18 protein-coding genes and 1 tRNA gene are annotated in these 20,561 nt (G+C 61.6%); 9 read left to right on the top strand and 10 right to left on the bottom strand.

Annotated features, from left to right (window positions below; all coding sequences use genetic code 11):
• Window positions 1-3: 3 nt before the first annotated feature.
• Window positions 4-246 carry an Lpp/OprI family alanine-zipper lipoprotein gene (locus AB5Y98_RS08425; protein WP_010634682.1) on the top strand — a complete coding sequence of 81 codons (243 nt, stop codon included), beginning with the start codon at window positions 4-6 and terminating at the stop codon, window positions 244-246.
• 143 nt (window positions 247-389) lie between these two features.
• Here AB5Y98_RS08425 and AB5Y98_RS08420 read toward each other — a convergent pair whose 3' ends face one another.
• Together AB5Y98_RS08420 and AB5Y98_RS08415 are read right to left on the bottom strand one after the other, a co-directional pair.
• On the bottom strand, window positions 390-1,238 hold the full coding sequence (locus tag AB5Y98_RS08420; protein WP_368231722.1) for a tetratricopeptide repeat protein: 849 nt from the start codon (window positions 1,236-1,238) through the stop codon (window positions 390-392).
• On the bottom strand, window positions 1,235-1,957 hold the full coding sequence (locus AB5Y98_RS08415) for a 4'-phosphopantetheinyl transferase superfamily protein (RefSeq protein ID WP_042050484.1): 723 nt from the start codon (window positions 1,955-1,957) through the stop codon (window positions 1,235-1,237). Before AB5Y98_RS08415 ends, AB5Y98_RS08420 begins: the two co-directional genes overlap by 4 nt.
• A 275-nt stretch (window positions 1,958-2,232) precedes the next feature.
• On the opposite strand from AB5Y98_RS08415, the gene AB5Y98_RS08410 reads away from it, so the two are divergent.
• The 3 genes from AB5Y98_RS08410 (at window position 2,233) to AB5Y98_RS08400 (ending at window position 4,770) form a co-directional block, all read left to right on the top strand.
• Complete coding sequence (locus AB5Y98_RS08410) at window positions 2,233-2,721, top strand: C40 family peptidase (protein WP_005298673.1); 489 nt, start codon at window positions 2,233-2,235, stop codon at window positions 2,719-2,721.
• A gap of 151 nt (window positions 2,722-2,872) precedes the next feature.
• A complete protein-coding gene (gene rlmF, locus AB5Y98_RS08405) occupies window positions 2,873-3,817 on the top strand; it encodes a 23S rRNA (adenine(1618)-N(6))-methyltransferase RlmF (RefSeq protein ID WP_368231721.1) in 945 nt (314 codons plus the stop codon).
• 233 nt (window positions 3,818-4,050) lie between these two features.
• Window positions 4,051-4,770, top strand: a complete 720-nt coding sequence (locus AB5Y98_RS08400) for a MaoC family dehydratase (protein ID WP_368231720.1) — start codon at window positions 4,051-4,053, stop codon at window positions 4,768-4,770.
• A 138-nt stretch (window positions 4,771-4,908) separates the two neighbouring features.
• Here AB5Y98_RS08400 and AB5Y98_RS08395 read toward each other — a convergent pair whose 3' ends face one another.
• Window positions 4,909-5,907: a DUF481 domain-containing protein gene (locus AB5Y98_RS08395; protein WP_336290784.1), complete on the bottom strand. Its 999-nt coding sequence runs from the start codon at window positions 5,905-5,907 to the stop codon at window positions 4,909-4,911.
• Window positions 5,908-5,934: 27 nt separating this feature from the next.
• Window positions 5,935-6,852, bottom strand: coding sequence for a L,D-transpeptidase family protein (locus tag AB5Y98_RS08390; protein WP_368204667.1), 918 nt, complete (start codon window positions 6,850-6,852; stop codon window positions 5,935-5,937).
• A 419-nt stretch (window positions 6,853-7,271) separates the two neighbouring features.
• Between AB5Y98_RS08390 and AB5Y98_RS08385 the strand changes: the two genes are divergently transcribed.
• Window positions 7,272-7,361: transfer RNA gene (locus tag AB5Y98_RS08385), tRNA-Ser, on the top strand.
• A 50-nt stretch (window positions 7,362-7,411) separates the two neighbouring features.
• On the opposite strand, the gene AB5Y98_RS08380 is transcribed toward AB5Y98_RS08385, so the two are convergent.
• From AB5Y98_RS08380 to AB5Y98_RS08365, 4 genes are all read right to left on the bottom strand, one after another.
• Window positions 7,412-7,843, bottom strand: a complete 432-nt coding sequence (locus AB5Y98_RS08380) for a hypothetical protein (RefSeq protein WP_368231719.1) — start codon at window positions 7,841-7,843, stop codon at window positions 7,412-7,414.
• 198 nt (window positions 7,844-8,041) lie between these two features.
• Complete coding sequence (locus AB5Y98_RS08375; protein WP_206194334.1) at window positions 8,042-8,428, bottom strand: hypothetical protein; 387 nt, start codon at window positions 8,426-8,428, stop codon at window positions 8,042-8,044.
• 117 nt (window positions 8,429-8,545) lie between these two features.
• Window positions 8,546-11,674 carry a multidrug efflux RND transporter permease subunit gene (locus tag AB5Y98_RS08370; protein WP_368231718.1) on the bottom strand — a complete coding sequence of 1,043 codons (3,129 nt, stop codon included), beginning with the start codon at window positions 11,672-11,674 and terminating at the stop codon, window positions 8,546-8,548.
• A 14-nt stretch (window positions 11,675-11,688) separates the two neighbouring features.
• Complete coding sequence (locus AB5Y98_RS08365; RefSeq protein ID WP_368231717.1) at window positions 11,689-12,846, bottom strand: efflux RND transporter periplasmic adaptor subunit; 1,158 nt, start codon at window positions 12,844-12,846, stop codon at window positions 11,689-11,691.
• 155 nt (window positions 12,847-13,001) lie between these two features.
• Here AB5Y98_RS08365 and AB5Y98_RS08360 point away from each other — a divergent pair, with 155 nt between their 5' ends.
• Together AB5Y98_RS08360 and AB5Y98_RS08355 are read left to right on the top strand one after the other, a co-directional pair.
• The gene (locus tag AB5Y98_RS08360) at window positions 13,002-13,730 is read left to right on the top strand and encodes a response regulator (RefSeq protein ID WP_368231716.1); all 729 of its coding nucleotides are present in this window, start codon (window positions 13,002-13,004) and stop codon (window positions 13,728-13,730) included.
• Window positions 13,727-14,806: an ATP-binding protein gene (locus AB5Y98_RS08355; RefSeq protein ID WP_368231714.1), complete on the top strand. Its 1,080-nt coding sequence runs from the start codon at window positions 13,727-13,729 to the stop codon at window positions 14,804-14,806. Before AB5Y98_RS08360 ends, AB5Y98_RS08355 begins: the two co-directional genes overlap by 4 nt.
• A gap of 1,018 nt (window positions 14,807-15,824) precedes the next feature.
• Here AB5Y98_RS08355 and AB5Y98_RS08350 read toward each other — a convergent pair.
• Together AB5Y98_RS08350 and AB5Y98_RS08345 are read right to left on the bottom strand one after the other, a co-directional pair.
• Complete coding sequence (locus AB5Y98_RS08350; protein WP_208201478.1) at window positions 15,825-16,028, bottom strand: hypothetical protein; 204 nt, start codon at window positions 16,026-16,028, stop codon at window positions 15,825-15,827.
• Window positions 16,029-16,295: 267 nt separating this feature from the next.
• Window positions 16,296-17,213: a LysR family transcriptional regulator gene (locus AB5Y98_RS08345; protein WP_201882937.1), complete on the bottom strand. Its 918-nt coding sequence runs from the start codon at window positions 17,211-17,213 to the stop codon at window positions 16,296-16,298.
• 153 nt (window positions 17,214-17,366) lie between these two features.
• On the opposite strand from AB5Y98_RS08345, the gene fdhD reads away from it, so the two are divergent.
• Together fdhD and AB5Y98_RS08335 are read left to right on the top strand one after the other, a co-directional pair.
• Window positions 17,367-18,173: a formate dehydrogenase accessory sulfurtransferase FdhD gene (gene fdhD / locus AB5Y98_RS08340; protein WP_162518998.1), complete on the top strand. Its 807-nt coding sequence runs from the start codon at window positions 17,367-17,369 to the stop codon at window positions 18,171-18,173.
• Complete coding sequence (locus tag AB5Y98_RS08335; protein WP_139431726.1) at window positions 18,160-20,448, top strand: FdhF/YdeP family oxidoreductase; 2,289 nt, start codon at window positions 18,160-18,162, stop codon at window positions 20,446-20,448. Before fdhD ends, AB5Y98_RS08335 begins: the two co-directional genes overlap by 14 nt.
• Window positions 20,449-20,561 lie beyond the last annotated feature (113 nt).

Genomic DNA, 20,561 nt, shown 5'->3' with positions numbered 1-20,561 from the left:
AAAATGAAAAAAATGTTGTTGGTAGGTGTTGTTGGTCTGTCCGCTCTGCTGGGCGGTTGTGCAAACACCAGCGAACTGGAAACTTCCGTTCAGAATCTGTCTAACAAAGTTGACCAACTGGCTCAAGATGTTAGCGCTGTTCGTGCTGATCAGTCCAAGATCGCTGCTGATGTTGCAGAAGCCAAGCAAGAAGCTATGCGTGCTAACCAGCGCATCGACAACATGGCTACTTCCTACAAGAAGTAATCCATGCGAAAAAAATGGCGCAGTTATGCGCCATTTTTTTTTGCCTGAAATTCATCAAATTCCCGCATTTTCCTCGCTGATCCCCGCCTGACAAGGCAATGCCGATCGCTCGGCATCACCCCGTTGCTCATCTTCGTTTCAAGTCAGTAGAGCAGGCTGTAGAGCTTGCGACGGTAACCCTGCGCTGCCGGGTTGGATCCCATGGTGGTCAGGATGTCGAGATAGGTCTTCTTGGCATCGCCGAAGGCGAGATCCCGCTTGAGGATGGTGAACAGCAGCGCCAGCGCCTCTTCCTGGCGGCCGGCCTGGCTGTATTGCACCGCCAGCTCCTGGGCCAGGGCAAAGTTGTCAGGCTCCTGCTGGTGACGGGCTTCCAGCGCCCGCAGCTCCGGGCTGTCCGCGGCCTGTTGGGCCAGCGCCAGACGGGAGACAAGCGTCTGATAGTGGTCATCCTGGGCGATCATCGGGATCTTGCCGAGCAGCTCCTGTGCCTCATCCAGCAGATTGAGATCGAGTGCCGCCTGGGTCAACCACAGACTGATGTCGTGGCGATCCGGTGCCAGCTGATGGGCCTTGCCGAAGTGGCCATAGGCCACGCTCGTCTGGCCGTCCGCCAGTGCCTGTTGCCCCTGTTCGAGCAGTTGCTCCTCCTCCTTGGGGGCGAAGGCGGCGAAATAGCCGCGCAGGGTGGCCTCGTCCTGCGGGCCTTCCAGAATGGCCTGCTCGTCAGGGCGTCCCTGATGGAACAGCACCAGCGCCGGCAGGGCGCGCAGACCGAGCTGACCGGCCAGCGGTTGCAGCTGCGGATCGTTCATGTCGACCCTGGCCAGGGTCACCTGGGGATTGGCCGGGCCGACCAGCGCCTCCACCTGCGGGGTCATGGCCTGACACTCCGGCATCTGGGGGGCGTGGAAATAGATGACGATCGGCTTTTTCATGGAAGCATCGATCAGGGCGGCTTGGAAATTCTGGGGATTGATGTCGACGATCATGAGGCTGACTCTTGGAAAATGGTGTGAGTTAACATGGGGTTGAATGGGCCGGAATTCAAGCTGCCATCGAGCAGCCAGCCGTTGACGGCCAGGGTCGGCGCAGCCAGGCTGAGCCAGCCCTGGCCGATAGGCCAATCCTGCACCCGGTAATCTTCTTGATCGAGCTGGTTGTCGAGCCGCCACGCTTCCTCAGGCACGAAGCGCACCTTGTCGAGGCCTGCGGCGATGCCGGCGCCGTGGGCTTTCAGCACCGCCTCCTTGCGCGACCAGAGCCGATAGAAGGCCGACTCTTGCTCCGCTTCGGGCAGGGCGAGCAGCCACTCATATTCACTGCGTGCATAAAAGCGGCGCGCCAGTGGCAGAGTCTGGCGGCGGCGCTGACCCATCTCGATGTCGACCCCGAGCGGGCCGGCGGCGCAGAGGGCGATCACCAGCCAATCCCCGCTGTGGCTGAGATTGAACTGCCAGCACCCGTCGCTTAGCACAGGTTTGCCGTGCGGGTTGCTGGCAAATTGCAGTGCATCGGGTTGACACTGCAGCCGCTCGGCCAGCAGCCGTCGCAGCAGCCCGCGGCTGAGCAGGTACTCCTGGCGGCGCAACGGCTGGCCGATGGCCTGCCATGTCTGCCGTTCGGCGGGGGAGAGCAGGGTCTGCAGCAGAGTCAGCTGCTCGGCGTCGACCTTTGCCGGTTTTAACAAATAGAGATCCACAGAGATCATAATTTTTCACTTTAAAAGAGCGGCGAAACAGCGATAAAAGTCAGTTTAATCCGGTCAGGACGGCCTCTTTCGAGATTGTATATTGTTTGGCCACGATCACATTAATCAGGAAAAATAATGCATTTCCTTGCAGAAATGTGAGGTCGATAGGGATTTTCGCTTGCCTCGATAGAATTCTTGGATATAGTCGGGTGCTGTTGCCTTATAAATTGCCCGTTCGGGCCGTATTTTAACAAGTTTTACTATTTTGCGGGGATAAAGGATTGCGCCACCTGATGCTACTGCTGGTCGCGCTCGGAATGGTGGGTTGTGCCTCGGCACCCCAGCCCGAGGTCGCGAGCAAGATCGAAGTTTCCATGATGGAACCCGTAATTGAACCGGAAGCTTCACAAACCCCAGATGTAAACGAAATTCTGACTGTATACAAAGAGTGGCGCGGCGTACCTTACCGCATGGGAGGCAGCAGCCAGCGTGGCATCGATTGTTCCGCTTTTGCCCGTGAAGTGTTCCGCAACGCCGTCGGCATCGAACTTCCCCGCGATACCCGCTCCCAGGTCCATGAAGGCACCCGAGTCTCCAAGCAGGATCTGGTCGAAGGGGATCTGGTCTTCTTCAAAATCAATCGCCGCCTCAACCACGTCGGCATCTATGTGGGCAATGGCGAGTTCATCCACGCCTCCACTCGGGCCGGGGTAACCCGCTCCAAGCTCGACAGCTCTTATTGGCGCAGCAAGTTCTGGCAGGCACGCCGGATCGACATCTGAGTCAGGCTGGATAAACGGCTCGCAGTACGGACTGTTTTTCCAACCTCACTTGAACCGGGCTCCCGCAGCCCGGTTTTTTATGGCTGCGATTTAGACTTTCGGGGGCCGAATCACTATAGTGTGGGCCCGTTTTTTCCCCGGCAGGCCCAGCATGAAGACCCGTTTAGACCATAAATCCGGATTGCACCCGCGCAATCGCCACCAGGCTCCCTACGACTTTGCCGCGCTCTGTCTGCGCACTCCCGAGCTGCAGCCCTTCGTCTTCGTCAATCCCTACGGCGCCAGCACCATCGACTTTGCCGACCCCGCCGCCGTCAAGGCGCTGAACAAGGCCCTGCTGGCGCTGCATTACGGCATCCAGCACTGGGATCTGCCGGCCGGCTACCTCTGTCCGCCCATTCCCGGGCGGGTGGACTATCTGCACAGAGTGGCCGACCTGCTGGCCGAGAGTGCGGGCAAGGTGCCGACTGGCAAGGGCGTGCGGGTACTGGATATCGGGGTGGGGGCGAACTGCATCTACCCCCTGCTGGGTGCCCGCGAATATGGCTGGCGCTTCGTCGGCTCCGACATCGACCCGGTGTCGGTCAAGGCTGCCTCTCTGCTGGCCAACAGCAACGGGCTGGGCAGCCAGATCGAGTGCCGCCTGCAGGGCAGGGCCGGCGACATCTTTCAGGGCATAGTGGCGCCGCGCGAGCGTTTTGCGCTGACCCTCTGCAACCCTCCCTTTCACACGTCTCTGGCGGAGGCGAGCAAGGGGACGGAGCGCAAGCTGCGCAATCTGGGCAAGGAGGTCAAGGACAAGCCGGTGCTCAACTTCGGCGGCCAGAAGGCCGAGCTCTGGTGCGAAGGGGGAGAGGCCGCCTTTCTGGCCGCGATGATCAACCAGAGCCGGGCCTTTGCCGAACAGTGCCTCTGGTTCAGCTCGCTGGTATCGAAAAAGGAGAATCTGCCGGCGGCGAAGAAGGCGCTGACCCGGGTCGGTGCTCGTCAGGTGCGGGTGCTCGAGATGGCGCAGGGCAACAAGGTGAGCCGGGTGCTGGCCTGGACCTTCTTCGATGAGGCAGGGTGCCGCGAGTGGTGGTCAGCAGCGCGCTGATCTCCACACAGGCCCGTGACGGGCCTTTTTCATCTCAATCCCAACATGATCGGATAAAAAACAGGCAATCGTTTTCTTCGTTGGTTCATCATGCTGTTATGTAGCTATCCTGTAGTGATTTTTGCCTTGGTACAGCTGTACGCCGAGATTTTTTTGCACTTTCAGCTGTAACTTTAATAAAATAGGACTGGTTAGACCTCTTTACAGGCTTTGAATCGAATAGGGATCGGTACATGAAAGTTGTCGATTTTCTGAAGCGCAAGCGCGAAATTCTGGCGCAGCACCCCTTTGAGCTCAAGGATTGGCTCTCCCCGGCTATCCGCGACTACTGGCGTGAGTTTCAGCAAAAGGCACACCTCCACCCTCTGCTGGGGCGAGTGCTGGATTTGCAGGGCGACAACCAGTCCATGCTGCAGCAGCAGGGTGCGGCCCAGGCCGTCAACGGCCAGCCCGTGCCACCGCAAGAGTCGATCATCGAACTCGACGGTGAGGCGGCAGCCCTGTTTGCCACCTTGCAGGCGCGCATCGGTGAAGAGACCCACGTGGGCGAATGGCTGCATGTCAGCCAGCAGATGATCGATCAGTTTGCCGCCGTGACTGGGGATCATCAGTGGATCCACACCAACCCCGAGCGTGCCGCCGCCGAATCGCCGTTCAAGACCACCATCGCTCACGGCTTCCTGACTCTGGCCCTGTTGCCGCAGCTGACCGGCTCGGTGGACGAGGCCAATCCGGAGTTTCCGACCGCCCGTATGGTGGTGAACTTCGGTCTGGATCAGGTTCGTTTCCCGTACCCCATCAAGGTGGACAGCAACATCCGCGCGCGCACCAAGCTGGCTCGGGTTACCCCCATCAAGGGCGGGTTGGAGCTGCTCAAGGAGATCAAGGTGGAGATCGAGGGTGTACGTCGCCCCGGCTGTGTCATCGAATCTGTCACCCGACTCTACTTCTGATGGGGTGACGGTTGTCACTCCGTGGCCCGAATCGTATAGAAAAAAACAGGCTCACCTCGGTGAGCCTGTTTTGTTTATGGCATTTGTTGTACTTACCTATGTCGCAGCCACTTGCGTATCCATGGCTTGTCTTGAGGACTAGAAGCTTGCCCCCAAGCTTATCAGATGACGCCACTCTTTGCCTGATAAGGGTGTCTGAACACCTTGATAGTCCAATCTCGAGTCTTCCCAGTCGAGCTCGCTCGACCAGGAGAGGCGCAGGTGATCGTTGAAGTAGTAGCGCATCCCCAGGCTGCCTTTTACGGCCTGTTCCCGGGTGATGTAGGGCGACGGCTGGTCCAGATAGCGCTTGTAGCTGCCCTTGCTGAACAGCTCCAGTTGCTCCGACCAGAGCGCAACGGGTTGACGATAGTCCCAGCCAAGGCCCATCAGGGGATAGCTGATGATCCTGTCGTTGAAAATATCGGGGATGATGAAGTTGTCCCAATAACCTGGCCGGAAGTAGGAACGCTCCAGTCCCGCTTGGCTGATCAGCTCCAGTCGTCGCCGCTTGTCGTTCCAGAACCGGTAACCCGGGCCGCTCACATACCCCACATCCATGTATTCGGGGTCCAGCATCTGGTATTCAAAGTCGATGGCTGATCGTAAAAACCAGCGCTGGTCGAAGAAAAAGTCCAGCATGGGCTTGAGCCGGTACTCATGGCTGTTGGTGACGTTGTTGGCGGTCTCGTAGATGTACTCCCCGTCCAGCGTATAACGCCAGTCGAGGTTGGCCACCTCGGTGGATGCCTTCAGGTTGACGTTGTTGGTCTGCTTGTCGCTGTGCTTGAGCTTGACGTTCAGATCGCCGCTGCCGCTCCACAGCCAAGCCTTCTTATCATCCGGCGTCAGGGCGAGCAGGGTAATGCCGCTCTTGACGGTCGGTTTCGGCTTGTCCTGCTTCTCGATGCGCCAGCGCTTGACCGCCTCGCGCTTGACCGTGACGGGCTCACTGTAAGGGAGCGCGATGCGCACCTCCTCGTCACCTATCTCTTCTATGGTGCCGGTCAGCCGGTCACCGTTGTCCATCCAGAGGATGTCGGCCAGAGCCGCCGGGCTCAGCAGCAGGGCAAACAGACAAAAAACGCGGTAGCTCATGAAGATCCTCGTGAACATGGTTGGCTATCAGCCGCTGACGGGACGGGGGATGCCGTTCTTGCGGTTGAGCGCGCTGGCGGCCTTGTCACCGTCGACTTCCGGCCTGGCGATGAAGGCCTGCGCCTCGGCGGAGAGGATCAGCGGGGCGCCCTGTTTCAGCTCCAGCTCGGTGCGAGAGAGGGGAGAGTGAACTTCCAGCCAGTGGCGGCCATCCGGCTCGATGGCGGTCTTGACCGGCTGGTTGATCACCCGCACCTGAGTGCCGACGGGGACAATCTTGAACAGGGCCTCGATGTCGTCAGGGCGCAGTCGAATACAGCCGGCACTGACCCGCAGGCCGACGCCGAAATCCTTGTTGGTGCCGTGGATGAGATAGTCCCGCTTGCCATAGCCAAGGCGCATGGCGAACTTGCCGAGGGGGTTGTCGGGGCCGGGCGGCACGACCGCCGGCAGGGTGATCCCTTTTTGTTCCAGCCAGGATTTGCGCACCATGGGGCCGGGCACCCAGGTCGGATTGGGGTTCTTGGCAATGATGGTGGTGGTCATTTCGGGGGTCTCCCGCCCTATGTCACCGATGCCGATGGGCAGCACCATCACCTCGTTCTTGCCCTTGGGGAAATAGTAGAGGCGCAGCTCCGGCAGATTGATCACTATGCCTTCGCGGGGCACGTCCGGCAGCAGCATCTGGGTCGGCAGGGTCAGCCGGGTGCCCGGTTTGGGCAAATAGGGGTCAACTCCCGGATTGGCTTCCAGCAGCGCCAAAAAACCAATCTGGGTGTGCTTGCCGATGAGCTCGAGATGTTCATCTGGCTGGACTATGTAGTCCTCCAGCTCGCCGATCAGGCGGCTGCCTGCCGGGGGCAGCGGATAGGTGGTAGCCAGGGCCGGAGCCGTCAGCAGGCTGGCGGTCAGTGCCAGCAATGAGAGGGTTCGTGCGATGAACATGTACTTCCTGTCTGATTGGATGAGGGGGCCGCACCGCGACCTCCCCGAGGAAAAAGGGGGAAATTGTCAGTCAAATACGCGCCGATTGCCAGCCTGACCGGCAAGGGGTGCAGCCGGGTCCCTGCACGGCAATTTGTCATGTTGACCCTGTCTTGCCTGTTTTTAATGCAAAGCCAAGCCATCTGCAATGAGCAGAGGAACGCTGACGGGAGAGGGGATGGCGGTTCAGCGCCATCGAATGCACGAGATGCAATGCAGGGGGCTGATCGCCCTGGATTGGGTACCAGTACCGGGAGCGACAGGCTCGGACGCCTGCTGCCAGACATGCACTCACTTGCTGGTTTTGTGTGCAGTCGTTTGATCTTTAAAGAGATTCAAGTTGATTTCCAGAGGCGGCTCCGGTAACAATGAAGCCCCGTGGAGAGATGCCGGAGTGGCCGAACGGGATTGACTCGAAATCAATTGTGGCAGCAATGCCACCCAGGGTTCGAATCCCTGTCTCTCCGCCATCTTCAGGCCCAACCTGTCTGACAGGTTGGGCTTTTTCATTTTGTGATTTTTATAGTACGCCATTAGAAGGTGCTCCCGAACCCCGCCCCTGGTTCATAGACTGTTGCCTCCCTGCACCTCTGTCCGCCTCCATTGCGTCCATGTTGGCAATGGAGGAAGCCGTCAGACCGATGCTGAGACAGAGTCCCAGCAGGGCCCGCGTTGCTGGCATCCTGACATTGGGATGGTGAAAGTCTACCTGGGTCAGATAGCAGAGTGCGGCCGCAGAGATTGCCAGCGATGAGCTGGCGACGGTGCGCAGGCTACAGAGGTTGAAGAGGTAACCCGCGCTCGGGCCGCCCACGGCGGCTGCGGCCATGATGGGGATGATGAACATGCCGGCTTGTAGTGGCGTGTTGCCCAGCACGTATTGCAGCGCCTGCGCCAGGGTCAGCTCGCCCCCCGTCAGGGCGCCGAGGATAAGCAGCAGCGCCTGGCCCAATCCCCATCTACCCGACGTCGTCCGTTCGATTGGCGGCAATAGGATGAATACCAGCGGCGCGACCAACAGCATGACCGGGACATAGATAAAAAAGGTCGATCCCCGTCAGTAGTGGGCCAGCCGCACTCCGCCGATCAACGGCCCGAGGACCGTCCCGCAACCCTAACTGTTTCCCACTGGCCCAGCGCAATGGCACGCTCATTTTCCTCTTGGAAGGTGCGACGTATGGTGCCCAGCACGCAGGGCATGATCATCGCGCCCACCAGGGCCAGCAGCCCCTGTGCATTGGTGAGCATGGCTGGCGTCGGCGCAAAGGTGGCCAACAGGGAAGCCATCCCGAAGATGGCAAGCCCGGTCGGTGAGCAGCACACGCCGGTTGCCGATACGATCCGCCAGAGTGCCCATGGCCACCAGCAGTCCCGGCATCAGCAGCGGATAGATGTCGATGATCCACAGTACCTCGGTAGCGGATGCACCGAGGGCCTGGGTCAGCGAAGGTACGGCAATGTGCAATATGGTCATGTCGATGACTACCGGCAAGAAGGCCAGGAGGACCAGCCAGCGGCGTTGAGTGTCAGAAAACATGGCGTGGCTCCTCCGTAATGGTGGGTGAATGAGGGCTGGCAACGCAGACCTCAACCAGAGCTGTCTGGCGGCCCTCGTTCAGGCCGCACAACAGGCTCAGGGGGCAAAGCCTGGCCATTATTGCTCTCCCCATTGCTGAGCACGCCGGGCCAGCCAGACCTGCAGGCGCTCCTGCGCCCCGATGATGAAGACAAAGAAGACCGGCACGAAGAAGATGGCCAGCAGGGTGCCGCTGATCATGCCGCCGAACACGCCGGTGCCGATGGCATGCTGGGTCTCCGCGCTGGCGCCGCTGGCGAGCATCAGCGGCACCACGCCGAGGGTGAAGGCGAGCGACGTCATCAAGATGGGGCGCAGACGCAGGCGTGCGGCGGTCACCGCGGCATCAAGCAGCGTGCGACCCTCGGTGTGCAACTGGCGCGCAAACTCCACGATGAGGATGGCGTTCTTGGCCGACAGCCCGATGATGGTGATCATGCCCACCTTGAAGAAGACGTCGTTGGGCATGCCGCGCAGCATCACTGCCGCCACGGCACCGAGCAGGCCCAGGGGGACCACCAGCATCACGGAGAGCGGGATGGACCAGCTCTCGTAGAGCGCGGCCAGCACCAGGAAGACCACCAGCGCCGACAGCAGCATCAGCATGGGGGCCTGGGCCGCCGACTGGCGCTCCTGCAGCGACTGCCCCGTCCAGGCCAGGGCAAAGCCTGGCGGCAGCTGTGCCACCAGACGCTCCATTTCCGCCATCGCGGCGCCGCTGGAAACCCCGGGGGTGGCACTCCCGGAGAGACGCACGGCGGGGAAGCCCTCGAAGCGCATCATCTGCTGCGGCGACTGGCGCCAGGTCGGCGTCACCACCTCCCGCAGGGGCACCATGCCGCCGCTGGCATTGCGCACCCGCAGGCCGAGTACGTCATCAAGCTGCATGCGCGCCTTGGCGTCGGCTTGCAGGATGACCTGCTGCATGTGCCCGCCGTTGGGGAAGTCGTTGATGTAGAGCGACCCCATCGCCGCCGACAGGGTGCTGCTCACGCTGGTGAACGAAAGTCCCATGGCCTCGGCCTTCTGCCGGTTGATCTCGAGGTGAATGCTCTCGCCGGGGGGCAGGCTGTCGGGATAGACATCGCTCACCACCTCGCTTTGGGCTGCCAGTGCCAGCAGTTGCGCCTGGGCGGCCAGCAGCGCGGCTTCCCCCTGGTTGGCCCTGTCTTGCAGGAATAGCGTGAAACCTGAAGAGGTGCCCAGTTCGTCGATGGCGGGCGGCAGCAGGCTCATTACCGTGCCTTCATGGCTGTTGGCCATGGCCGCTTGTGCCAGCTCCGCCTCTTCGGCAGCCGTGGCACCATGACGCTGGTCCCAGTCTTTGAGCATGGTGAAGGCCATGGCCGCATTGGGGCCGGCGCCGGAGAAGCTGAAGCCCTGCACCACCAGGTTGGTGTCGAGCGCCTCGCGAGAGGCAACATGGGCCTCGAACTCCTTGATGACGGCCAGGGTGCGCTCGCTGGTGGCGCCGGTCGGCAACTGGATGGAGGTCATGAAGTAGCCCTGATCCTCGTCCGGCAGGAAAGAGGAGGGCAACTGGGCGGCGGCGATGGCCAGCACGGCGCAGAGGGCGATGAAGGCCGCCATCATGCGTCCGCTGCGCCCGACTAGGCGGGTCACCCGCGTGCCGTAGCTCGCGGTGAGGCGCTCGACGCCCCGGTTGAAGGCACCGAAGAAGCCGCGCTTCTCATGGTGATCCGGGCTGACCGGGCGCAGCAGGGTGGCGCAGAGTGCGGGCGTCAGGGTCAGGGCGAGGAAGGCGGAAATCAGGATCGACACCGCCATCGACAGGGTGAACTGCTGGTAGATGACCCCCACGGAGCCGCTGCCAAACGCCATGGGGATGAACACCGCCGTGAGCACCAGGGTGATGCCGATCACCGCCCCGGTGATCTCCTTCATGGCCCGCGATGTCGCCTCCCTGGGCGATAGCCCCTGGGTGGCCATCAGGCGCTCGACGTTCTCCACCACCACGATGGCGTCGTCGACGATGATGCCGATGGCCAGCACCATGCCGAACATGGTCAGGGAGTTGATGGAAAAGCCGGCCAGCAGCATCACCGCGAAGGTGCCAAGCAGGGCGATGGGGGCGACGATGGCCGGGATCAGGGTGTAGCGCAGGTTCTGCAGGAAGAGGAACATCACCAGGAACACCAGCACCATGGCTTCCAGCAGGGTGTTGATCACCTTGTCGATGGAGACCTTGACGAAGGGGGCCGAGTCGAACGGGATCGAGTAGGCCATGCCCGCCGGCAGTGTGGGGGCGAGCTGGGCAAGGCGTGTGCGCACCGCATCGGCGGTGCGCACGGCGTTGGCACCCGGGGAGAGCTGGATGGCGGCGCTGGTGGCGGCCACCCCGTTCTCCCGGTTGGCAAAGGCGTAGGATTGCGCCCCCAGCTCGACCCGGGCGACATCACCCAGCACCAGTTTGGCGCCATCGGCACCTGCCCGCAGTACGATGGCGGCGAACGCCTCTGGGGTCGTCAGTTGCCCTTGAACCGTAAGGGGCACCGTCACACGCTGCCCCGGCAGGGCGGGTTCATCGCCGAGGCGTCCCGGTGCAATCTGCACGTTTTGCTGCTCGATGGCCTGCGCCACCTCGCTGATGGTCAGCCCGTAGGCGGCGAGCTTGCCCGGATCCACCCAGATTCGCATGGCCTGTTCGGCGCCGAACAACTGCACCCGTCCCACCCCCTCGATGCGGCGCAGCTCCTGGACGATATTGCGCGCCATGTAGTCGTTCAGCGCTATTTCATCGAAGCGACCATCCGGTGAAGTCATGCCGACCATCATCAGAAAGCCGGACGAGGCGGACTCCACCTGCAGGCCGTTTTGCCGCACCGCCTGTGGCAGGCGAGGCTCGACCCCCTTGATGCGGTTTTGCACGTCCATCTGGGCCAGCTCCGGATCGGTGCCCGGCTTGAAGGTGGCTGTGATCTGCGCGCTGCCCGAGGCGTCCACCGACGACTCGAAGTAGAGCAGGCTCTTGACCCCCGACAGCTCGCGCTCGATCAGGCTCACCACCGCATCGTTCAGGGTCTGCGGCGTGGCGCCCGGATAGGTGGCATAGAGGGTCACCGACACCGGCGCCACCGAGGGATAGCGGGAGATGGGCAGCTTGGGGATGGCGATGACCCCCGCCAGCACGATGAACAGGGCGATCACCCAGGCAAACACCGGGCGATGAATGAAAAACTGCGGCATGTAATGTCTCCGATTCAGCGTGTGTGGGTGCTAGCGCGCTGGCTGGCAACAAGGGGTTGCCAGGGGTGGGCAATAACCTGAACACCCGGGGTCAGGCGGTCTATCCCTTCGATCACCACCCGCTGTCCGGCGCTGAGCCCGGACGCGATGCGGTACTGGCGCGCCACCAGCTCACCGGTTGTGACAGCTATCTGTTGTGCCTGCCCATTGGCATCCAGCACCCACACGCTGGTCTGGCCCGATGTGCGCACCACCGCCTGCTGGGGCACGCTCAGGGCGTTGGCATAGCGGGCACGGGGAATGCGCGCCTGTACGTAGAGGCCGGGCAAGAGCCGCCTCTCCGGGTTGTCCACCAGCACCCGCAGCAGCACGTCACCGGTCCCGGCATCCACCTCGATGCCGGAGAAGAGGATGTGCCCCTGCATGCCGAGCGGCTTGCCATCGCTGCCGAGGATCTCCACCGTCAGTTCAGGTGCCGTCGAACCAGCCTGCTGGCGCAGGGCGTCCAGTACCGAGGCAGGTTGACGCACATCGACGTAGACCTGATCGATCTGCTGGATCCTGGCCATGGGGGTGGCATCGGTCGGCGACACCAGGGCCCCTTCGCTCACCAGCGCCTGATCGATGCGTCCGGCGATGGGAGCCTCCACGCTGGCAAATTGCAGGTTCAGCTGGTGCCGGGCCAGGGCCGCCCTGGCCTGAGCCACGTCGGCGGCAGCCTGATCCCGCTGGGAGACGGCGTCGTCATAGGTCTGGCGGCTGATGGCCTCGGTGCGCAGCAGCGGCACCAGGCGGTCAATCTGGATGCGGGCTCGGGCCAGCACGGCCTCGGCTCGCTGCAATGCCGCGGCGGCGCTGTCGACATCCGCCTTGAAGGGGGCCGGGTTTATCTGGAACAACACGGTGCCTGCGCCGATTTCGGCGCCCTGCTCGAACAGGCGGCGCTGCACAATGCCGCTTATCTGGGCGCGAATTTCGGCGCTGCGCACCGCGGCCACCCGGGCGGGCAGATCCTCGCTGATGACCAGATCCTGCCCTGCCAGCGTCATCACCGACACCTGAGGAAGGGCCGGCGTGTCTTGCGCTTGCGGCGCCCCATCGCAACCTGCCAACCCGAATACGGCAATGACGGCGAGCAGGGCGCCCGCATACCGCTGTCTGACAAACATCATACTCACCTCGTTAAACCGTCTCCCCGGCATGGTGTTGCCGCGAGAGCACATCGAGCGGGCATTATGGAGAGGGGCTATTGCGAATGATTCGAGGCTTTGTGGAGAATCCATGGAGGCGGTGATAAAGTTCCAACCCACCATTTTCGAGGCCGACCATGTCGTATCTTCCTGCTTCCGCCAGCCCGGCGGCCCAGTCACTGGTACTGATTGCAGAGGATGAAGCCGAGATCGCCGAGATCCTCGCCGCTTACCTGCAACGTCACGGCTTGCGCACTTTGCATGCCGCCGATGGCCGCGAAGCCCTGGCCATGCACCAGACATGCAAACCCGATCTCCTGCTGCTGGATGTGCAGATGCCGCAGCTCGACGGCTGGCAGGTGCTCAGCGAGATCCGGGCCCGTGGCGACACGCCGGTGATCATGCTGACCGCCCTGGATCAGGATCTCGACAAACTGATGGGGTTGCGCATGGGGGCGGATGACTATGTGGTCAAACCCTTCAATCCGGCTGAAGTGGTGGCCCGGGTACAGGCGGTGCTCAGACGCAGCCAGGCTGCAAAACAGGCCACGGCCCGGGTGCTGCGGGTCGGCCCCTTCGAGATCGATCTGGAGAGTCACGAGGCCAGCCTTTGCCGCGATGACGGGCAACTGGTGCTGGATCTGACCCTGACCGAGTTCAAGTTGCTCGCCTCCCTGATGCGGGCGCCGAAACGGGTGTTCAGCCGCGCCGAACTGCTGACCCACTGCCTGCCGGAGGGGGATACCCAGGAGCGCACGGTGGACAGCCACATCAGCAAGCTGCGCAAGAAGCTGGAGGCACACGGCATCCAGGGGGTGCCCGCCAGTGTCTGGGGCGTCGGCTATCGCTTCGGGGGCGATGCATGACATCGGCTCCCGGCCTGCGCAGGCAGATCATCCGCTCCCTGGGGCTGATGGCGCTCGGCATCATCTCCCTCGCGGTGATCGGCACCTATGTGTTCTACGCCATTGCCGTGACCTATGTGCCTGGCAGCATCTCCGAGAGCTGGATACCCTCCAGGGTCGAGATGCTCTGGATCGGCTCGACCATTCTCATTGCATTGGGGATGGCGCTGTACGTGGCGGTGCGCCTCTCTCGGCGCATCCTGACTCCCCTCAATTCGGTGGCGAACAGCCTGCGCGAGGTGGCAGAGGGCAAACTCGATGCGCGCGTGCCGCTGGATGAGCAGGCGATCGGGGAGACGGCGCAACTGGTGCGGGACTTCAACACCATGGCCGAACGGCTGCAGAGCATGACCCGGGAGCGGGAGTTCTGGAATGCCGCCATCGCCCACGAATTGCGCACCCCGGTGACCATCTTGCGCGGCCGCTTGCAGGGGCTGGCCGAAGGGGTATTTCCGCCAGAGCGTGCGCTCTTTGAAGGCTTGCTGCGTCAGGTGGAGGGATTGACCCACCTGATCGAAGACTTGCGGGTGCTTAGTCTCAACGACAGCGGCCACCTGGAGTTGCAACGAGAGGAGATCAGGCTGGCCGACGAGCTTGCCGTGGTGATCGAGGCGTTTGTCACCCCCCTGGCCGCGAGCGGTTTCACCCTCAAGGGGGAGCTCGATGCCGAACTCCTTGTTTGTTGCGATGCACTTCGCATCCGTCAGGCTCTGATGGCGCTGCTGGAGAATGCCCAGAAGCATGGGGTGCCGGGCCTGCTGACCGTGCGTCTGCATCGCTCGGGCACCCTGTGCGTCCTGAGCGTGGAAGACGAGGGGCCCGGCATCAGCGAGGAAGTTGCAGCCCATATCTTCGATGCGTTTCGCCGGGGAGATCCGTCACGTTCGCGCAAGAGCGGCGGCAGCGGGCTCGGACTCGCCGTAGTCAAGGCCATTGCCGAGGCCCACGGTGGCAGTGTGGTTTGCCAACCCGCTAAAAGTGGAGGAACAATGTTCCTTCTCTCATGGCCTATATCGTTCAATTCTCAGTTGTCCTGAAATATACCTTGTTGTTTAAATAGTCAATTTTGTCCCATTGGACTAGGTTTTCGTCATATCCCATAGCTTAATGAGTGTACTAATGGGTTAAAGCATAATTGTCCACGGGCTGGGGCAAGATGGCCCTACATTTTGGCTCCACATAGCAACTTGAGCGTTTGGGCTCTGGCTTAGTTATCGCTAAGCAAGTCGACCAATATGGTTTGTGGTGTCTGGTGGGTTATTGCTCGATGTGGTGTTGTGGTTGCTGGCCGATGGCAGCGGTTATCTGCCGAGGGATCAAAGTCTTGTAATCACGCAAGTCATGCATGGTTGGGCTTCCCAACCCCTAGGTGTGAGGAACTACATGACGTTGTGGGGATGATTGTCTACAGCGATTGCTTGAGACGGTTGATGTCTCGTTGATAGCTACGGCGGTGGCTATGCCAAATCACCCGCTCGGTAGCAGCCTCCAGTAGCGCAGTGGTCATGGTGCGGGGAAGAACCAGATTTGCGCCATCCCATTTATCCAGGTCCAGCACGCCGGAACGCACCAGACTGGCCAACTGCGTATCAAACTCTTGGGTCAGCTTCAGCGCAATGAACTCCTCGATATGGCTCGGAGCCTGGTAATATCAGCCTCTGGCGCCATTGGTAGTGCATTGGGCGTTGTCATGGTCATGGTCATGTATGGCAGCTCCAATGCGGCGTGTCATTGGTACTATGGTTGACGTAGGACCCGACCATTACCCGTTGCAACTCGCCAACCGGCTAACCCGCAGCATTACAGACACAGCGAAAGCGGGCGAAGTTAATCTCTCGCGGCAGATGTTCACGCATATCCCGTGGACTGACAAAGAGCGTGGTCTTGTGCTGCACCGGGTTGGGGGCTATCAGTGGCCCGCCAATTCGTCGCCTCTCCACATCGTGGGCATAGGCAAATCCCGGCATTATCAACTGTTGACAGATGAGCTTGGAGAGAGCTGGATGGGTACACATGGCTTCCGCTACGGCGGCCTGGCTAAAGCTATCGTTGAACTCAATCATTGGTGTTTGAACGGTAGGCCGCTGCCAGCAGCGCAAACTGTTCGACCAGGTAACTGATGCTGATGCCCAGTTCATCACTTACCCCATCACCCAGACGGTGATGCAGGTGTGCCATGTCATCAGAGATACGTTGGGCTATCTGGGCGGTTGAGCTCGATAGTGGGCTTGTCAGCGTTAGGGTGATGGCGAGATTCATCGCATCTCTCCCCAAGGAACTTGGTCCCACAGTGGCAGTCGGGTCAGCACGTCTTGCGCCAACGCTTGCTGAAACTGCTGTATTACCTTGACCAAACGAGGTGCCTGCTCAGGGCTCCCTCTCCATTCGCTCGACTGGTACAGCTTAGCGCGGCTTGCTTCTCATCTTCTCATCGTTGCCAAGATTCTGGCTTTGTACTCGAGTCATGTCAGCTGGCTGAAATAGACAAAGGTGGATCAATCCAGCGGAGTTTGCGTTCGCCACTGCTCAGCCCTGTGTGCTGGTTTGCTCACTCTCCCTCACCAGCTCGAGGAAGGCGCGCATAGCGGGGGTGATGCTGTGCTGGCGGGTGATGAAGGCGGTATGGCCGATGTCGCGTTGCGGCGCCAGCGGCAGGCAGACCAGATCCGAGAGCTTGCTGGCGGATCGGGCGAGGCCGGCACTGACGATGGCCCAGCCCAGCCGGTGGCGCACGGCGCTCACCAGGTGAAACAGGGAGTCGGTTTCCAGCACCACGTCAAGCCGGATGCCGGCCCGCTCGGCGGCGCGGTCCAGATACTTGCGAAACTGCATGGTGCGGCTGGGCAGTACCAGCGGCCGCTGCTGCAGTGCCGTCAGGGTCAGCTTATCGCCGGGGAGGCGCTGATCCGCCTCGTCGCGGTTCATCAGCACCGCCATCTGGTTGTGCCCCTGGGGATAGAGGTGGAAGGTCTGTCTGGCGGCACCGATGAGCGGTTCGTCAAATCCCAGTCCGATGTCGCACTGGTGCAGCTCCAGCTGTGACAGCAGGGCTTCGTTGCTGAGCACCGAGAGACGAATGACGATGTCGGGGTAGCGCTGCTTGCAGCGGGCGATGAGTGGCATGATGTCGACATTGGACTGGGGCACTATGCCGATGCGCAGGGTGCCGGATAGTTCGCCATGAAACAGCGCCAGCTCCTGCTTGAGCGCCTCCTGCTCCAGCAGCATCCGCTCGGCATACTGGCGCACCAGCTCGCCCGCTTCGGTGAGGGCGACGAACTGGCTGGTACGTACCACCAGATCGGTGCCGAGGTTCTTCTCCAGCGCCGTGATGCTGGCCGAGAGGGTCGGCTGGGTGATGTGGCAGGCCTTGGCCGCTCTGGCAAAATGCTGATGTTTGGCCAGTTCGTGGAAATAGTGCAACTGCTTGATGTTCATCGTCATACGGGAGGCGAGGGGAGGATGGATTTAAAAATTAATCAATTGAAAAAACGTCGTCAATAGAATGACTCTATTACCATATAGATTTATTTCATTGGTTTTGCGTCTGCCGCCTCTCTAAACTTGAATGCAGTTTGCATTTTTAGGCCAACCTGCATGCCTGCCTACACGCCCGTCGACATCCCCGTAAATTTGCCTGTCTCGCCCGCACTGGATCATCTGGTGGAGGAGGTCGCCGTCGCCATCAACATCAATGGCATCAACCATGCGGTGATGATGGCGACCCCGGACGATCTCGATGACTTTGCCGTCGGCTTTCTGTTTGGCGAGGGGATCATCCGGCACAACCACGAGGTCCACGACATCCAGATTGGGCAGGCCGAGCAGGGGATGGTGTTGGACATCACCATCGCCAACCGCTCCCAGGCCGCTCTGGCCCAGCACAAGCGCCGGCTGACCGGGGCGACCGGTTGCGGCATCTGCGGCGTGGCGGCGGTGGAGCAGGCGCTGCCCGCACTGCCGGTGTTGCCACTGACGCCGCCGCTGGATGGGGCCTTGCTGGCGGGGCTGCGTGCGCAGATCGCCCAGTGGCAGCTCAAGGGTCAGCAGCATGGCGCCCTGCATGCGGCGCTGGCGCTGGATGCCGAGGGGCGGATCCTCCATTGCCGGGAAGATATCGGGCGCCACAATGCCCTCGACAAGCTGATTGGCCTGCTGCTGCGCGGGCACAGTGCGTGCGACACTTTGGTGGTGACCAGCCGCTGCGGCAGCGAGCTGGTGCAAAAAGCCGCCCGTTTCGGTGCCCGTCATCTCATCTGCCTGGCATCGCCCAGCCAGCTGGCGGTCAGGCTGGCCCTCAAATACAACCTCAACGTCGTTCATATTCCCAAGTTTGATGCCCCGGTCAGCTACTCCAGCTATCGCCCGGCGGATCCCATCGGAGAGTGCCATGAGTCATATTGAAAAGCCCGCCAAAGCCGGCGGTTTTTCGTCCCTGCAATCCACCATGAAACAGGTGCTGCGCAGCCAGAAGACCCGTCAGAACATCAAGAACCTGCTGCGGGTCAACCAGACCGACGGCTTCGACTGCCCGGGCTGCGCCTGGGGTGACAACGACCACGGCACCTTCCAGTTCTGTGAGAACGGCGCCAAGGCGGTGGCCTGGGAATCCACCGGCAAGACGGTGGGGGCCGAGTTTTTCGCGGCCCATTCGGTGCGCCAGCTGGCCACCCAGAGCGACTACTGGCTCGAGTATCAGGGGCGGTTGACCGAGCCGATGCGCTACAACCCGGCGACCGATCACTACGAGTCGATAAGCTGGGATGATGCCTTTGCCCTGATTGCCGACACCCTCAAGGGGCTTGCCAGCCCGGACGAGGTGGAGTTCTACACCTCGGGGCGTGCCAGCAACGAAGCTTCTTATCTTTATCAGCTGTTTGGCCGCCTGTTTGGTACCAACAACTTCCCCGACTGCTCCAACATGTGCCATGAGGCGAGCGGGGTAGCGCTGATCCAGTCGGTCGGCATCGGCAAGGGGACTGTGGTGCTGGATGACTTCGACCAGGCCGATGCGGTGTTCGTCTATGGCCAGAATCCGGGTACCAACCACCCGCGCATGATGAATGCCCTGCGCCAGGCGGCACGTGGCGGCTGCAAGATCGTCAGCTTCAACAACTTGAAAGAGGTGGCGCTGGAGCGCTTCGCCAGCCCGCAGAGCCCGCTGGAGCTGCTGACCCCGGCGGCCACCACCATCAGCCACCAATACCTGACGCCGAAACTGGGTGGCGACATGGCCGCCATCCGCGGCATGGCCAAGTACATCCTGGAAGAGGCGCCAGAGGCGGTGGATCGCGACTTCATCGCTCGCCATACCCGCCACTTTGCCGAGTACGAGGTGCAGGTGCGTGCCACCGACTGGGGGGCGATCGAGCAGCAATCCGGCCTGAGTCGCGCCGACATCGTGCAGGCCGCCCGGGTCTTTGCCGCCAGCCAGCGCATCATCAGTTGCTGGGCCATGGGGGTGACCCAGCATCTGCACTCGGTCGATACCATTCGCGAAATCGTCAACCTGCACCTGATGCGCGGCCAGATTGGCAAGCCGGGGGCGGGGCTCTGTCCGGTACGGGGCCACAGCAACGTGCAGGGCAACCGCACCATGGGGATCAACGAAAAGCCGACCGCTGCCTTTATCGAGCGGCTCGAGCGTCACCTGCAGGTGAGCCTGCCGCGGGCCGCAGGTCACAACGTTTACGAGGCGCTCAAGGCGCTGCATGAGGGCAAGAGCAAGGTACTCATCTGCCTGGGTGGCAACCTGGCGGCAGCGGCGCCCGACACCGACTTCACCTACGGGGCGATGAAAAAGGCCGAGCTCAACGTGCAGATCAGCACCAAGCTCAACCGCAGCCATCTGCTGGTGGGCAAGGCGGCGCTGATCCTGCCCTGCCTCGGTCGCACCGAGCTCGATATCCAGCGCACGGGCAACCAGAAGATCACGGTGGAGGACACCTTCAGCATGGTGCACGCCTCGACCGGCGCGGCCGAGCCAGTGTCGCCCCTCTGCCTCTCCGAGACCGACATAGTGGCGCGGATGGCTCATGCCACCGTGGGCGGCGAGCGGGTCGACTGGCTGGCCCTGCGCGATGATTATGCTCGTATCCGTGATCTTATCGAACAGACCATCGCCGGTTTTGCCGATTTCAATGCCCGCATCCAGCAGCCGTGCGGTTTTCATCTCGATAACTCCGCCGCCAAGCTGGTGTGGAACACCGCCAGCGGCCAGGCCGAGTTTCGTGCCAGCACCCTGCCGCACTCTGTGTTGCCGGAGTGTACCCGTCATGCCGAGCAGATGAGCGATCAGCCGGTGTTGCTGCTGCAGAGCCTGCGCTCCCACGATCAGTACAACACCACCATCTATGGCATGGATGATCGCTATCGTGGCATCAAGGGCCAGCGCAACGTGGTGTTCATGAACGAGGCGGATGCCCGCCAGCTTGGCTTTGCCGAAGGGGACAGGGTTGACATGGCGGCCATCTGCAACGACGGGCGCGAGCGCAGCGTGACCGGTTTTGTGGTGGTGATCTACGAGATCCCGCGCGGCAACATCGCGGCCTACTATCCGGAGACCAACCCGCTGGTCCCCATTGACAGCATTGGGGCGGGCTCGTTCACCCCGACCTCCAAGTCCATCCCGGTGCTGGTGACCGCCTCCAATCGGCAGGACAATCTGTTGCTGCTATGAGCCGAGAGGTTTGCAGGCTAGCCGGTTCAAGCCGGCCAGCCCCATGCAGCAGAGCCTGGACATCCTATAAACAACAACGCCGCATAAGCTATGCGGCGTTGTTGTTTTTCAGC

This window comes from Aeromonas sp. s3 (genome assembly GCF_040907805.1).
Taxonomy (GTDB): domain Bacteria; phylum Pseudomonadota; class Gammaproteobacteria; order Enterobacterales; family Aeromonadaceae; genus Aeromonas; species Aeromonas dhakensis.
Note: the sequence above shows the minus strand (reverse complement) of the source record. Positions and strands in the feature narration are given on the sequence as shown.